The following is a 14,595-nucleotide window of genomic DNA, read 5'->3' on the forward strand; positions in this document are numbered from 1 at the left end:
GCTTATCGCATGGATGCTTCCGCTCGCATCCTTAATTTGTCCATTCGTTGCGCAACCTTTTTGGTTCGCTGATACACTCAAATATGGATTCGAATGAATGCGCCGCTCCCGAGCGGCGTGTTTTTGTTGGAGGAGAACGCATGCGGCCCGGTGGCACTCAGACAAAGCGCGGCGCCGCGGTGCGCATGCGACGCCGGCTGGGCCTGGCGCCTCGGGCGTACGCGCTGCTGTCGTGCTCGCTGGTGCTGGTCATAGCTGGCGTTTCTGTCTATGGCATGACCGTGCCGTCCATGATGCAGGCGCATGCCGCACGCGAACCGCGCGTGGGGCATGAGGTCAAAAGTGATCTGGGTACCACGACTGGATATGCTTGGGCAAGTGTGGTCGCGCATATTGTGTTTGGCACCGACGATGCGGACGGCGCCGAGGCCCCGGACAACGAAGTCACGCTTGCCAATGGCAAAACCATCGTGCTCACCAACACCAAGATCATCGATCGGTTGTCCAGCAATAGCGTGGCGGCAACGGTGAATAAGGTCGAGCAGCAGAAGGAACAGGACGCCCAGCAGTCCGGAAAGCCCGGTAGCTCGGATACTTCTGGCTCCGGCTCGGATTCATCGAGTTCGGGCGGCGGCTCTGGGTCGGGTTCCTCCGCCGGAGGGTCTGGAAACGGCGGCTCGACGGGCGACAACACTGACAACGATGCAAACTCCGGTGGCCTTTCCGCTGCTGAAGAAGAGAGCATTCACAGTTGGCTTGTGACCAAGTACAACATGCTCGACGGCTATGTTTCTCGCGCCAATGACGTGGTCTCGACCTATAACTCTACGGGAGATCCCAGACCGTGCGACAGCCTGGTCGGGGAGATGTTTGTCATTCGAGCCGAGTTCGGTCGTCAGACATTCTCGCCCCGGTCAAAGTGGTATCAGCAGTATGCCAATCTGTGGGGCTGTTACACCAACCTATGTCAATGGGTTGGCCATTACGGCGATGATGACGTCGCGCTCGGTAACTTCAACAATAACGTGGCGGCGCTTGCCCTATGATGACCGATCTTGCATCCACCACACCACAATCACTCGGTCGCGATCCCATGGTGGGCCTGCGCCTGGCGCGCGTTGGAGGGTTTGAGCCTGCTATTGCGCTGAGCCCGGATGAGCTGCCCGTCTACCAGCGTCGATTTACGATGCTGTTTGCCGACGACGCCACCATGCGCCGTGGCGGCATCGGCCGCGTGACGCGTGCTGTCAATGCCCAGGGCGAGGCCGTGGCGCTCAAGCAGCTCATCTTGCCGACGCGCGACGAGTTCGATGATGACGCCGCTTATGAGGCACTGGTCGCTAAGTTTAAGGCGGCGTTTCGCGAGGAATACGAATGCCATCGCGCCCTTTCGGGCCTTAAAGGCTTTCCCCGCCTGTATGGATGGGGCGAGGTCGACGGTGTGCCCGCGATTGTCATGGAATGGGTCGAGGGCGAGACACTTGCCCGCTTGCGTTCGCGACTCGCCGTGGACGATGCCGGACGCCTGTCGCCGCTTGTGGCGGCGCGTCTGGGTCGCGACCTGTTCGATCTGCTCTGCCGTATGAGCCTGGTGGGCGAGGGCTTTGTCCATCGCGATATCTCGCCCGCTAATATTATGGTGCGTACGGCGCGTCTACCGCTTGACCGGCAGCTTGCCGAGGGCACCTTTGACCTGTGCCTGATCGACTTTGGCTCGTCGCTGGCGCTCGAGCCTGCGTCGGCCGTGGCCGGTACCGGCGGCAAGGCGTCGTTTACGGAGCGCTATGCCACGCTGCGTCGCGCGACGGTTGCCTATGCCCCGCCCGAGATGCTCACCGACGATATTCCCGACCTGCGCGCTTTGCGTATGTCGCCGGCGATTGACGTATACGCCGCGGCAAGCACGGTTTACGAGCTCATTGCCGGCGTCGCGCCATACGAAGCCGCGCCGAGTACTTCGGGTGCCTCGGGTTCGCGCAAAAAGACGCGCGACATCGCGAGCCCCTACCGTCTCAAGATGGACACGCGGCCCGACTATCCCATTGGTGCCCATGCGCCCGGTTGCGATTTGACTCAGCTGCTTCGTCGTGAGCCCGATGTGGCGCTCGCCGCGGCCGAGCAGGCCCAGCAGCTGGGGCTTGAGCCGGATTCCGAGGAGCTACGCGATGCGCTGGCGTTTGTCGATGCCCAGCTGTTCGACGTGGTGACGGCCTGTCTGTCCAGCCATCAAAAAGATCGTCCCGAGCCGGCGGCGGTCGAGGCGGCGCTCTCGGCGTTTTGTGACCACTATGCGCAAAATGTCGGTCGTTCGCTCCGCGGCGAGCCGCTCACGCCGTGCCCCATGGATGCGTCTGGCCGCGCGGTTCGTCGCGCGCTGATGGTCGGCGCGACGGTCGTCTGTGGCGTGGTTTGGGCTGTGGTCGTGGTTTCGGCCGCGCTGCTGGCGTCGGGCGCTCGCGTGACGGCGACTTTGGGATCGCTCGTGTGGTCTGGGTCGCTACCGGGTATTATAGCCGCACTGGCGTTGGCGCTGCCAGGCATAGCCGGCGTTGCCGCGGGGGCACTTGCGCGCGATCGGCGCTCGGGGTTCCTGCAGGGTGTGCTTGCGCTTTCTGCCTGCGAGGTTCCGGTGCTGGTTGTGGCTGCATGTAGCGTATTTTCCCAACGCGCCGTGATGGGCGGCCTTATTGCCGCCCTGGTTGCAACCTATGCGCTTACGTGGTTTTTGCTTGCGATGGGCTTTGCCTTTGAACTTCCCGTTTCGGCACCGCGACGCACAAAAGCCCAGATGGCGACTCCGCTTGCCGGTGGAGCCGCAGCTGCCCGTACTTTTGGCAGACCTGTCGAGGTATCGTCCGATTCTATTTCTACGACCAAGGAGGCCTAGGTCATGGCATCTCAAGTTGAGCTCACCCCATGCGGGGCCATGTTTGACATCTTTAAGCGCGCGGCGCATCTGAGCCATATCGAGCTGTGCGGCTTGGTGCTTTCGTCCCGTCCGCTCGCCGACGGCCGCAGCCCGCAGAGCCGGGCCGCCGATCGCTCTTGGGTTTCCCGCTTTATCGTTCGCGCGCCGGTCGGCACGCTTCAGCAGCGCTACTTTGCCGAATACGGTATCTCGGCTGCGCGTATTATGTCGCAACTGGCCCTGCGCCAGCGAAATCCCATGGACTCCACGGCTGTGATCAATATGGTGTGCGGTCCTGCAGGTGAACCGATGGTACGCGCACTCGAAGAGTGCCACCAGGACACGAATCTCTATCGCAACGCGCTCGATCGCCTGTCCCAGGCGGCAGAACTCATGCCTGCCGAGCGCGCCGAGGCCGTGCTGGTGCTGTTTGTCGCCGTCGGTTGTTCGGCGGATGTGCGGTCCTCGGTGAACTATGCCATCGACTACGCGCACGCGACCTGTGGCGGAGGAACATCCACGCCGCGTTCGCTTGGCATGTCGATGACCGCGGGCGAACGCGAACCCGCCCCGGCGCACCCCTTGGGCTTGCTGCGCGTACAAAACAGTTTTGTCGTGAGCGCCCCGCGCTGGATTCAGCCGAGCGAGCAGGGTGTTGAGATTGGCGCGCTGGCCACTGGTGAGGGCGATATTACCGACGTCGGCGACGATGTCTCGGCCCGCCATGCTCATATCTGGTGCGATGCTCAAAATATCTGGCACGTCGAGGACTTGTCGTCCACCAACGGAACCGTGGTGGTAAACGGGGCCACGCGCGTCTGCATTCAGGTCGAGCCCGGCCGTTCCGCCCAACTCAATCCCGGCGACGAGCTCAAGCTCGGCGAATCCACTACCTACGCCATCCTCTTCGGTGCTCTCTAGCCGGCAGATAGGGACGTTTCTTTTCTGCCGGCACTTGGGGACACTCCTCGGCGCGCCAGAGCCAGTCGCCCGGGGATGGAGGGGCCATTTTGGCCCTTGGCGGTCAGTCGGGGCGAAACTAGAAGATCTTTCCGATTCGCGGCTGTTCATGCTTGTAGAGCATCTAAAACAATAGGATGTTATTCTGGAATATGCCGGGTGCGTGAACTTGCCTGTCTTAGCCTTAATAAGGTATAGGGGAGTTTGGCTCAGGGGTTCCGTCTTGTTCTTCAGCGCAGTATTGTGGGACAGATTTGCTGAGATTGGCGCCTTACACCGCAGAGCGCACGGAAGGCTCTCGATTTGTGTTCTGGCCCCAGAATACAGGGCCTGATACTTACCAACTGTGGCATGGATGTAACATCTGTAGAAATCAACCCTTTTGTTGTCGACCTTTGTAAGAAAAACACTGCCATCAACTCTTTGGATGACGAAACTAGGGTGCTTGAGGGGAGCCTTTACTCCCCTCTGAGAGATGACTCATGTTTTTCGCTTGTCGTTGTGAATCCTCCGTTACTGCCGATTCCGGATGAGATTCCTTATCCCTTCGTTTGAGATGGAGGACAATCGGGTCTGGATAAAACACTTCGTATTCTTAAGGGTGGCGATACGCATTTAGAGAAAAACGGTAAATACTGCTAATAGGGGTGACGACGATGGTGCAGGGGCGACCCGCGATGCTCTCATCAATACGTCGGATACTTGGGAAATCAGGTCTAGATGCATGTATGATGATGCTGTGTGGCTATTCAATTAATCCGCGTTCCGAATGGGTGCGGGGTATGGCGGCGACATCGTATGCTTTTGACCCGGCGCGATACTCAGATATTTCTGAGGCGGTTGACGAAGTTTATACGCACTATGCCGCGCAAGGCGTTTCGGAAGTTTGCACATCTACGTTACGGGCTTAGGTTTCTTCAAGCGAGCAGGCCGGTTGCGTTATTTCGAGCGATTTTTCTAGTCTAGACGACAAAAGGCAAAGGATTTGATGGGTATAAAACGCGGACGTTTGTGGGCGGATGCTCAAATCTATTGTGGCAATCGGGCGGTTGAAAAAGATATTTCAACCGCCCGATTGCCAGGTTCGTCGGAGGAGATGTCCGATTCCGACTCTCTTGTAGGAAGAGCTTGAGATCGTATTGGCCCAAGGCAATCTTAAAGCAGTCTCATTGGCAAATCTTCGCTCCTGTTGTGTTGAGGTGTAAGGTATCAGTGATTGATGTTTTGTGGCGGGTAGATTGGGGCCTTCCTTGATTCGATGCGTTCTCTCGAGGTTCATCAGAGCAAAAGGGGCTTTCGTCTTCATTGCTATCACGGTGATTGGAACCGCTCTCTCCTATGCCATGCCATACATGAACGGGAAATTCTTAGATTTTCTTCTCGGTAACCGCAGCGAAAGAGACGCCGTACTCTTCGCGCTCCTGGTTGCGTCAATAGGAGTTTTCTCCACCCTCTTTACTTATTTTGCAGGAACACTTTCCATTCGCATAACCACGAGACTTTCCTTTGATCTTCTCAGGGAGGCCGTCTTGCGTTTTGAAAGAGACGATTACTTGGTGAGTCGGACCATCGATCCAGCCTATACAACGCAACGGATTATTTCCGACTCCAGCGTGGTCTCATCCTTCGTTTTGGCGAATTTTATCAGTGCGCCGCTGTCCATTGTAGCCATTCCCATCGTATTGCTTATCATATGGTCAATTGATTCAACTCTCGCGGTGTTTTCCATCATTCTCCTCATCGTGTATTTCTGTGTAATTACTGGGTTGAGGAAACTTTTGTATAGGGTCACGTATGAGAAGAAAGAGGCGGACAGCGCCTTTTACGCCGCAATTGCATCGCAGCTTAATCAGATTCTCAACATTCAACTGACATCTTCGTACGGCAAGAGCGAACAAGCGCTCGACGCTGGGTTTAAGAGCTATTTTCCCAAAGTTTTGCGCTCCGGAAAGCTATCATATTCTCTGACATCGCTCGATGGTCTTTTCGCAGCGTTGTTTCAAGCGGTGATACTTGTTGTTTCCGGAGTACGAATCATTAACGGAACTATGTCAATAGGCGAGTACACTATCATCGGTACATACTTCGCGGTTCTCTTTAAGACTTTGAAAAGTATGATGTCATTGTTCAAATCCTATCAAGATGCCAAAGCATCATGGGATAGGACGGCTATCGCGACGAGAGAAAAGGAGAGATCGGGGTGGAATCGGACCGATTTAGCTAAACTCGATGAAATAAATGACATTTCGGTATCTGATTTGGAATTCTCGGTTGCCCTTCCAGACGGATCTGTCCGAGAGGTCCTCGGCGGGTTTTCTTTCAAGTTTTCCGGTCCTGGTACATATTGCATAGTTGGGGAAAACGGAAGAGGCAAGACGTCACTTCTTTACTTGATGCTCGGGCTATACTCATCGAAAGGCAAAGTAAAATACAACGGCGTGCCAATCGAAGAATGCGACTTGGATTACATACGTGCGAGAGAGATATCGTGCTGCCCACAGTCGTGCTTCGCGCCGGACGAAACGGTGAAAGAGCTGTTAGAGTATTTCGACACGCCCTTTTCTTCCTATCACCGGGGTGTAGATGGCCTACTTTCGCTGGAAAACAGCGTGAAGGAGTTGCTCGGGAAACGTTGCTCCGCGCTTTCGGGCGGTGAGCTGCGCCGAGTGTACTTATGGTCGGCGATTTCACGCAAGTCGTCAGTTTTGGTACTCGACGAGCCCGCGACTGGGTTAGACGCTGTAAGCCGCGCCGAGCTTGCGGCCTATGTTAAGCGCAACAAGCAAAGCCAGCTGATCATCGTTGTCTCTCACGATGACGAGATGGTCGGCGCGGTAGAAGGGGTAGTGGATTTAGGCAGCATGTACCAGGGTAAATGATGACAAGTGTAGTGCTACCCAACTGGCAGAGATAACAAAAAGGCGATGCAGATGCACGTAGCATTCAGGCGGTTCGGACTCGGTGCCTTCACGCCATCGCAACGCTTTCAGATATAGTTCTCGTTCTCTTACTAAAGGAAACTATAGTCTACGTCATCTTGTCGAGACAGAGGTGAAGCGAAGTGTTGTCGCGACGTATCTTATTCCAGGTGGCTCAGTATCAGCGTGAGAATCGCACCAAAGTGTACTTACGATTCTCGTGTCCCACGGACAACATGAGCTGAGCATTGAGGTTCCACCCTTTGCTGCAACTACACGGGGTTGGACGGCAATGAATATGCCGGGCCGCATACCACGCGCAGCGGGGGTCCATGTCCCAGTATGTTGCCTACAGCAGCCTCGATGTCCACGCACACATCATCTCTGCCTTCGCGTTCAATCCATTTGCCGGAGAGTGCGAGGGTTGCCAGGCCGTAGAATTCGAGCCGAACAAATGAAATGCGGTATCAGCGCATAGGATTAAACTGACGATTGCTTTGCACTGAGAATACGCTTGGAAAGCCGCTATGGGTGGCGGCCCGGGTTAAATAGAGAAGCCCGTCCGATCACTTTCATGTGGCGAACGGTCGGGCTTCTTATTCCACTTGCCAATGCTCGGCTCATATTGGAAGAAAGCTACGCTAATGTTTGCGTGACACTCCTATTTTCTCCGAAGAAAGAGTCGGATAATGAAGAATAGAATTAAAAAAGGTGCCAGATATAACGCAAGTATAAAGGCTAATCCAACGAGACCTTGCAATAATGGCATAACTCCTCCCAGACACGAGATTTTGGTATTTGTTCCCATCTTATTCTGAATTGGACCAAATAGTTCCTAGCCACAAAACTACTCGTCAACTGGATCGCACCAATCTGCTGGCAAAACACAGCTTGATTCTTTATCGACATAGCACCAATCCGCAACAGGGCACTCGGCGATGTCGTAAAAATTGCATATATCAACTCCAAGACAACAAGGCTCAACGGGAGGATGTTCATTTGAACCAACAGGATGGATATGCTTCATAACAGCTCCTCACCTTAATCCAATTAGAGACTACGTTTGATCAATGCCACAGTGATCTACAACGCAGATGCTGCCGCCATCCATGTCATAGTCGCAGTAATCGTATGCACCACAGCCATCTGCTTTATCATAAACAGTACAGATGTCAGTAATGCCCAAGAGGCAGTCAAAAGACATCGGCTTCACGCCTGCCTCGTCGCCACTTCCTGGATTAATCGGATGAATATGCTTCACGACTACCTCCCTTTGAGTGCAGAAAAACCTCAATATTGTGTATAACAAACCAAGATGTCTAGTTCACCATATTTCTAGAATGGTTTCGGCGAATGTAGCAATAAGCTTCGCAGACGGTAATCAGAAGAACGAACACCTCCACAATGGTGACAGCAATGCGCTGAACCGCTTATTCCGATACAGTAGCTTCTCGTTGATTTTTCTCCTGCGAAGATGAGTGGCGGGAAATAAGGTCAAAAGCCATCTCGTAGCACATTTTTCTATATTCACATGATGCAGGGTGTAGACTCTTGGGCAAGTAGCCGTGCTCGTCTGCAGCCTCCCAGCTACAGCCCCCACCACAGAAAGACCGAGCCCAACAGTCCGTACAGTCAATTCTTTTTTCGACACCCTGACTCCAGTTTTCAATATACCTAGTTTCGTCAATTCCGGTGACGATGTTGCCCATTTTGAATCGCATCATCCCGACAAACCTGTGACAGGGGTATACGTCCCCTTCGGGAGTCACGGAAATAAAACGCCTGCCAGCCCCGCATCCGACAAAGGCGATCCTGTTGCTCATAATCAAATCAACTGCAGTTTTCAATGTTCTAAACAAGGGCTTTTCCCCTTGATCAATCTGTTTGAGATATTGATCCGCCAAATCTATTAGGCCCGCCCTGATTTTGTTTAATGAGTGTTCGTCGAGTTTGATATTCTCATCGAATGAGCTCACGGGCGAGAAGTAAATCCTTCTGAAGCCCATCTCTTTAAACTGAAGATAGTCTTCAACAAGGTTACAGTTATTATTTGTTAAGGTCGCTCTTGCGCCGAAGGGGAACGACTCGGAAAAACGACGAACGTTTTTGTCGATATCGGAGAAAGAGCCGCCTCCCGTCTTGTACGGGCGCGATGCATCGTGCTTGCATCCTGTACCATCGAGACTAATCAGAACAGAAAACCCGTGCTCCTTGAAAGAATTCACAGCAGTGTCATTCAAAAGCGTTCCGTTGGTCGTAATAGAATAGGTAAAGTTTCTATTGGGGTATATTCTTTTTGAATAGTCGACCGTTTTCCATATCAGCGGCTCGTTAATCATGGGTTCCCCACCAAAAAAGACGATCGCAAGCGTTTCGTTTTCCGATGAACTTGCGACGAGGTAGTCGACCGCCTTGAAGGCTATCTCGTCTGTCATCAGCAGAGGAGACGTTCCATAATCTCCTTTACCGGCAAAACAGTAACTACAACCAAGGTTGCATGCATGTGAAACGTGGAGTTCGATGGATCTAAGTTTTCGAGGCGTGTCTTTTGTTAAGAAAGTCCGCTCAGACAATCGTTGATACTCATCAATGTCGTCTTCAAGTTCTGCTATGGTCGTTTGGTCGTAGCCTTTCGCAGCAAGTGACTTTGTTAGCAACTTCGAGTTGACCGTTCTTCCCGATGCTTCAAATATGCGAAGCGCATCTTCTGATGCTTGGTCAACCTGAAAGCAATTGCGAGTGACCTCATCGAAGCAGTAACGACGATCACTTACTGAGAAAAAATGCATACGTTCCTCAATTTCATGCTGGACTGGCACTAACCTTGTTTATTGTTGCGCAGCTATAAAAACCACCAGCGGGGATTCGGTGTGCGGCCCAATCGGACTCCCAAAAGGTTCTATTTGAGACTGGCAAGCTTTGTGTTGTTGGCACTTCGACAGCGCTCTTTATTCCAACATGGAGCCTCGCAGTTTGAGTCGACTTGCCTCTGGAAGGTCCGATCTTAACTTGATTTAGGATGAAAACAGATTACAGGCGCGCTCCTCTAGAAAGAAAGGAAACCAATCGCCGCCTTTCACCAGGAAAGTTTTTATAGCCCACCTCGAGCAAAATGAAAGATGCGAGAGCGATTGGGGAACAACGCGAATCTCCCCTTTTGGGTGGAAGCGAGCCTTCAGCCACCGGCGAACGACTCGCCCTGGTCAGAATCTGGAAGTGGTGCCGGGCCGCTTGGGCCTCCCCGGTGACTTCGTGGGGCTTACCTGCCTGACGTCGAGGAGTACATCCGCAAGATTCGTTCCCTATGCCGTTTGCTCTCACGCCCGCCTTAGTTCCAAGTCGGGCGAGCCGCCGCGCTCATGCGACCCGTGGCGGCGACACGTTGACGCCGCGCTCGCTGAGCACATCTTCGGTCGCGGGCGAGCACGAGGTCGCGCCGGCGCATCCGCTGGGACTGCTGTGCGTGCAAAACGGCTACGTGGTGAGCGTCCCGCGCTGGATTCAGCCGAGTGAGGAAGGCGTTGAGATCGGCGCGCTGGCAACGGGGGAGGGCGGCATCACCGACGACGTCTCGGCCCGCCATGCCCATATCTGGTGCGACGAGTCTGGCGCATGGTTTGTCGAGGACCTGTCGTCCACTAACGGCACCGTGGTGGTAAACGGGGCCACGAGTGTGTGTATTCAAGTAGAGCCCGGCCGCTCCGCCCAGCTCAACCCCGGCGACGAGCTCAAACTCGGCGAATCCACCACCTACGCCATCCTGCTCGGCGCCCTCTAGCCGGCAGTTAGGGACGTTCCTTTCCTGCCGGCATCTGGGGACACTCCTTGGCGCGTCAGAGCCAGTCGTCCGGGGATGGAGGGACCATTCTGGCCCTTGGCGGTCACCCGAGGTAAACCTTTACCGCCCGCCTATATTTGTCGAAATTACACTTAACGGCGGGGTACAATAAACCCGCATGCGGATTTCCGTTGCGGGCGCTTCCCATCGCCGGGGCGTGCCCGGGAGCATCCGGCATGCGGCCTTTGCGGCGCTCGGTCATGTGCAAGACGGGCGGTCGGGTCTGTGGGGCGCATCGGCTGCCCCTCGCCTCGGCATGTCTTCTCTCCACGCCACGTACCTGCTGCTGAGCCTGCCTGCCAGATGATTGGAAGCAACAGCGTAAATCCCATCACGCCAACATCCCGGCGATCGCCGGGGCCTGTATACCTATATGAGAGGAGAGGGGTATATGGCGCGTAAGTTTAAGTCTATGGACGGCAACGAGGCGGCCGCATATGTTTCGTATGCGTACACCGAGGTAGCGGGAATCTATCCCATTACGCCGTCCAGCCCGATGGCCGACCATGTCGACCAGTGGGCGGCCCAGGGTCGCAAGAATATCTTCGGCACCCCGGTCAAGGTCGTCGAGATGGAGTCCGAGGCAGGTGCAGCCGGTACCGTTCACGGTTCGCTGGGCGCCGGTGCTCTGACCACCACCTACACGGCTTCTCAGGGCCTGCTCCTGATGATCCCGAACATGTACAAGATCGCGGGCGAGCAGCTCCCGGGCGTCTTCCACGTCTCCGCGCGTTGCGTCGCTTCCCACGCCCTGAACATCTTTGGCGATCACTCCGACGTCATGGCCTGCCGTCAGACCGGCTTCGCCATGCTCGCCGAGGGCAACGTCCAGGAGGTCATGGACCTCTCGCCGGTGGCTCACCTTGCCGCCATCGAGGGCAAGACTCCGTTCCTTAACTTCTTCGACGGCTTCCGCACCAGCCACGAGATCCAGAAGGTCGCCATGTGGGACTACAAGGATCTGGCCGAGATGTGCGACATGGACGCCGTCCAGGCTTTCCGCGATCACGCGCTCAACCCTGAGCACCCGCACACCCGCGGTAGCCACGAGAACGGCGACATCTTCTTCCAGAACCGCGAGGCCTGCAACAAGGTCTACGACGAGCTTCCCGCCGTCGTCGAGGGCTACATGAAGAAGATCAACGAGAAGCTCGGCACCGATTACGGCCTGTTCAACTACTACGGAGCTCCCGATGCTGATCGCGTCGTCGTGTGCATGGGCTCCTTCTGCGACGTGCTCGAGGAAGTCATCGACTACCTCAACGCTCACGGCGAGAAGGTCGGCCTGGTCAAGGTTCGCCTGTTCCGTCCGTTCTCCATCAAGCACTTTGTCGACGTTCTCCCCGAGACCGTCAAGAAGATTGCCGTCATGGACCGCACCAAGGAGCCGGGTTCCATCGGCGAGCCGCTCTACCAGGACGTCGTCTCCGCTCTCTACGAGGCCGGCAAGACGGGCATCAAGGTCGTCGGCGGCCGTTACGGCCTGGGCAGCAAGGACACGCCTCCCGCGTCCGCGTTCGCTGTCTTCGAGGAGCTTAAGAAGGACGAGCCCAAGCGCGAGTTCACCATCGGCATTGTCGATGACGTGACCAACCTGAGCCTGCCCGAGGCCGAGGATGCGCCCAACACCGCAGCCCCCGGCACCATCGAGTGCAAGTTCTGGGGTCTGGGTGGCGACGGTACCGTCGGCGCCAACAAGAACTCGATCAAGATCATCGGCGATCACACCGACAAGTACGTTCAGGCCTACTTCCAGTACGACTCCAAGAAGACCGGCGGCGTCACCGTTTCGCACCTGCGCTTTGGTGATTCCCCGATCCGTTCGCCGTACTACGTGACCAAGGCCGACTTTGTCGCCTGCCACAACCCCAGCTACATCGTCAAGGGCTTCAAGATGGTCCGCGACGTCAAGCCGGGCGGCACCTTCCTGGTCAACTGCCAGTGGAGCGACGAGGAGTTCGCTGAGCACATGCCCGCCGTGGCCAAGCGCTACATCGCGAACAACAACGTCAACGTCTACCTGATCGACGCTATCGACCTGGCCGCCAAGGTCGGCATGGGCAAGCGCACCAACACGGTGCTCCAGTCCGCCTTCTTCGCGCTGGCCAAGGTCCTGCCCGCCGAGGACGCTCTGCAGTACATGAAGGACGCGGCCACCAAGTCCTACATGAAGAAGGGCCAGGCCATCGTCGACGCCAACCACAAGGCCATCGATGCCGGCGCTACCGCCTTCCGTAAGTTCGAGGTTCCGGCCGACTGGGCTACCGCCGAGGATGCTGCTCCCGTCGAGCTCTCCGAGGAGACCAAGTCTGCCATAGCCCAGCAGGTCAAGAACCTGCTTGAGCCCATCGATCGCATGGATGGCGACAGCCTGCCTGTTTCCGCCTTCGTCGATTGCGCCGACGGCCAGTTTGAGCTGGGCGCCTCCGCATACGAGAAGCGCGGCGTCGCCGTGGTCGTTCCCCACTGGGACGAGACCAAGTGCATCCAGTGCAACCAGTGCGCCTATGTGTGCCCGCATGCCACCATCCGTCCGTTCGCGATGACCGAGGACGAGGCTGCCGCCGCGCCCGAGGCTACTCGCACGCTCGACGCCATGGGCCCCAAGGCCAAGGGCATGAAGTTCACCATGGCCGTGTCTCCGCTCGACTGCATGGGCTGCACCAACTGCGTCAAGGTCTGCCCCAAGGGCGCCCTCGAGATGGTTCCCACCGAGCAGGAGATGGACCAGCAGCCCGTTTGGGACTACATGGTCGAGAACGTCTCCGAGAAGAAGGAGCTCATCGCGGCCAACGTCAAGGGCAGCCAGTTTAAGCAGCCCTACCTGGAGTTCTCCGGCTCCTGCGCCGGCTGCGCCGAGACCGCCTATGCACGTCTGGTGACCCAGGTCGCCGGCGACCGCATGTTCATCTCCAACGCCACCGGCTGCTCCTCCATTTGGGGCAACCCCGCTGCCACCGCTCCTTACTGCAAGGACAAGGACGGTCACGGCCCGGCGTGGAACAACTCCCTGTTCGAGGACAATGCCGAGCACGGTCTGGGCATGGCCGTCGGCTACGAGGCCGTTCAGAAGAAACTGATCGCTGCTACGCAGGAGATCATCGCCGCTGACGGTCCGTCCGACGAGCTCAAGGCCGCCGGTCAGGCTTGGATTGACTCTGTCAACGACGCCGAGGCCTCTAAGACCGCTGCCGCCGCTTACGTTGCCGAGCTCGAGAAGTGCGGCTGCGACGCTTCCAAGGCGATCCTCGCCGACAAGGCTTACCTCACCAAGAAGTCCTTCTGGGTCTTCGGTGGCGACGGTTGGGCCTACGACATCGGCTTCGGTGGCCTGGACCACGTCCTGGCTTCCGGCCACAATATCAACGTCTTCGTCTTCGACACCGAGGTCTACTCCAACACCGGCGGTCAGGCCTCCAAGGCCTCGAACCTGGGCCAGGTCGCTCAGTTCGCCGCTGCCGGTAAGGTGACCAAGAAGAAGTCTCTGGCCGAGATCGCTATGAGCTATGGCTACGTCTACGTGGCGCAGGTCGCCATGGGCGCCAACCCGGCTCAGACCCTCAAGGCCATCCACGAGGCCGAGGCCTACGACGGCCCGTCCCTCATCATCGGCTACAGCCCCTGCGAGATGCACTCCATCAAGAAGGGCGGCATGCAGAACTGCCAGGCCGAGATGAAGAAGGCTGTCGAGTGCGGTTACTGGAACCTCTTCCGCTTCAACCCCGAGGCTGCTGCCGGCAAGAAGTTCTCGCTCGATTCCAAGGAGCCCGCGGGCGGTTATCAGGAGTTCCTGATGAACGAGGCCCGTTACGCTTCGCTGACGCGTTCTTTCCCCGAGCGCGCCGAGGAGCTCTTCAAGGAGAACGAGCAGGCCGCTATGGACCGCTACGCTCACCTGCTGAAGCTCAAGACGGTGTACAACGAGGCCTAGGTCTCTCACCGCAGGATCTGAGGGCTGACCTTCGCGGACG

General features: G+C 56.6%; 9 protein-coding genes and 1 pseudogene. 7 read left to right on the top strand and 3 right to left on the bottom strand.

Features of this window, described 5'->3' with window-relative positions:
* The first annotated feature begins 140 nt into the window (after positions 1 to 140).
* From AB5Z54_RS02170 to AB5Z54_RS02190, 5 genes and pseudogenes are all read left to right on the top strand, one after another.
* Positions 141 to 1,046, top strand: a complete 906-nt coding sequence (locus AB5Z54_RS02170) for a hypothetical protein (RefSeq protein WP_368159983.1) — start codon at positions 141 to 143, stop codon at positions 1,044 to 1,046.
* Complete coding sequence (locus tag AB5Z54_RS02175) at positions 1,043 to 2,887, top strand: serine/threonine protein kinase (protein WP_368159986.1); 1,845 nt, start codon at positions 1,043 to 1,045, stop codon at positions 2,885 to 2,887. Before AB5Z54_RS02170 ends, AB5Z54_RS02175 begins: the two co-directional genes overlap by 4 nt.
* 3 nt (positions 2,888 to 2,890) lie before the next feature.
* Positions 2,891 to 3,829, top strand: coding sequence for an FHA domain-containing protein (locus tag AB5Z54_RS02180; protein ID WP_368159987.1), 939 nt, complete (start codon positions 2,891 to 2,893; stop codon positions 3,827 to 3,829).
* Between the two features lie 324 nt (positions 3,830 to 4,153).
* A pseudogene (locus AB5Z54_RS02185) lies at positions 4,154 to 4,423 on the top strand (methyltransferase); the annotation flags it as partial.
* Positions 4,424 to 5,118: 695 nt separating this feature from the next.
* Complete coding sequence (locus AB5Z54_RS02190) at positions 5,119 to 6,747, top strand: ATP-binding cassette domain-containing protein (RefSeq protein ID WP_368159990.1); 1,629 nt, start codon at positions 5,119 to 5,121, stop codon at positions 6,745 to 6,747.
* Positions 6,748 to 7,633: 886 nt separating this feature from the next.
* Here AB5Z54_RS02190 and AB5Z54_RS02195 read toward each other — a convergent pair.
* The 3 genes from AB5Z54_RS02195 to AB5Z54_RS02205 all read right to left on the bottom strand — a co-directional run bounded on the left by AB5Z54_RS02195 (position 7,634) and on the right by AB5Z54_RS02205 (position 9,575).
* Positions 7,634 to 7,813 (bottom strand): hypothetical protein, encoded by a 180-nt coding sequence (locus tag AB5Z54_RS02195; protein WP_147324165.1) that lies wholly within the window; start codon positions 7,811 to 7,813, stop codon positions 7,634 to 7,636.
* A 30-nt stretch (positions 7,814 to 7,843) separates the two neighbouring features.
* On the bottom strand, positions 7,844 to 8,047 hold the full coding sequence (locus AB5Z54_RS02200) for a hypothetical protein (protein ID WP_124785779.1): 204 nt from the start codon (positions 8,045 to 8,047) through the stop codon (positions 7,844 to 7,846).
* Positions 8,048 to 8,216: 169 nt separating this feature from the next.
* Positions 8,217 to 9,575 (bottom strand): radical SAM/SPASM domain-containing protein, encoded by a 1,359-nt coding sequence (locus tag AB5Z54_RS02205; protein ID WP_082421808.1) that lies wholly within the window; start codon positions 9,573 to 9,575, stop codon positions 8,217 to 8,219.
* A gap of 515 nt (positions 9,576 to 10,090) precedes the next feature.
* Here AB5Z54_RS02205 and AB5Z54_RS02210 point away from each other — a divergent pair.
* Both AB5Z54_RS02210 and nifJ read left to right on the top strand, forming a co-directional pair.
* A complete protein-coding gene (locus tag AB5Z54_RS02210) occupies positions 10,091 to 10,564 on the top strand; it encodes an FHA domain-containing protein (RefSeq protein ID WP_055310071.1) in 474 nt (157 codons plus the stop codon).
* 451 nt (positions 10,565 to 11,015) lie between these two features.
* Positions 11,016 to 14,555 carry a pyruvate:ferredoxin (flavodoxin) oxidoreductase gene (gene nifJ, locus AB5Z54_RS02215; protein WP_349124727.1) on the top strand — a complete coding sequence of 1,180 codons (3,540 nt, stop codon included), beginning with the start codon at positions 11,016 to 11,018 and terminating at the stop codon, positions 14,553 to 14,555.
* Positions 14,556 to 14,595 lie beyond the last annotated feature (40 nt).

The sequence above is a fragment of the Collinsella aerofaciens genome, assembly GCF_040910185.1.
GTDB classification, from domain to species: Bacteria; Actinomycetota; Coriobacteriia; order Coriobacteriales; family Coriobacteriaceae; genus Collinsella; species Collinsella aerofaciens_BF.

Excerpts from the sequence above, each read along its gene's own strand:
- AB5Z54_RS02170 (WP_368159983.1), top strand. The coding sequence starts at position 141 with ATGCGGCCCGGTGGCACTCAGACAAAGCGCGGCGCCGCGGTGCGCATG.
- AB5Z54_RS02175 (WP_368159986.1), top strand. The coding sequence starts at position 1,043 with ATGATGACCGATCTTGCATCCACCACACCACAATCACTCGGTCGCGAT.
- AB5Z54_RS02180 (WP_368159987.1), top strand. The coding sequence starts at position 2,891 with ATGGCATCTCAAGTTGAGCTCACCCCATGCGGGGCCATGTTTGACATC.
- AB5Z54_RS02195 (WP_147324165.1), bottom strand. The coding sequence starts at position 7,813 with ATGAAGCATATCCATCCTGTTGGTTCAAATGAACATCCTCCCGTTGAG.
- AB5Z54_RS02205 (WP_082421808.1), bottom strand. The coding sequence starts at position 9,575 with ATGCATTTTTTCTCAGTAAGTGATCGTCGTTACTGCTTCGATGAGGTC.
- AB5Z54_RS02210 (WP_055310071.1), top strand. The coding sequence starts at position 10,091 with ATGCCGTTTGCTCTCACGCCCGCCTTAGTTCCAAGTCGGGCGAGCCGC.
- nifJ (WP_349124727.1), top strand. The coding sequence starts at position 11,016 with ATGGCGCGTAAGTTTAAGTCTATGGACGGCAACGAGGCGGCCGCATAT.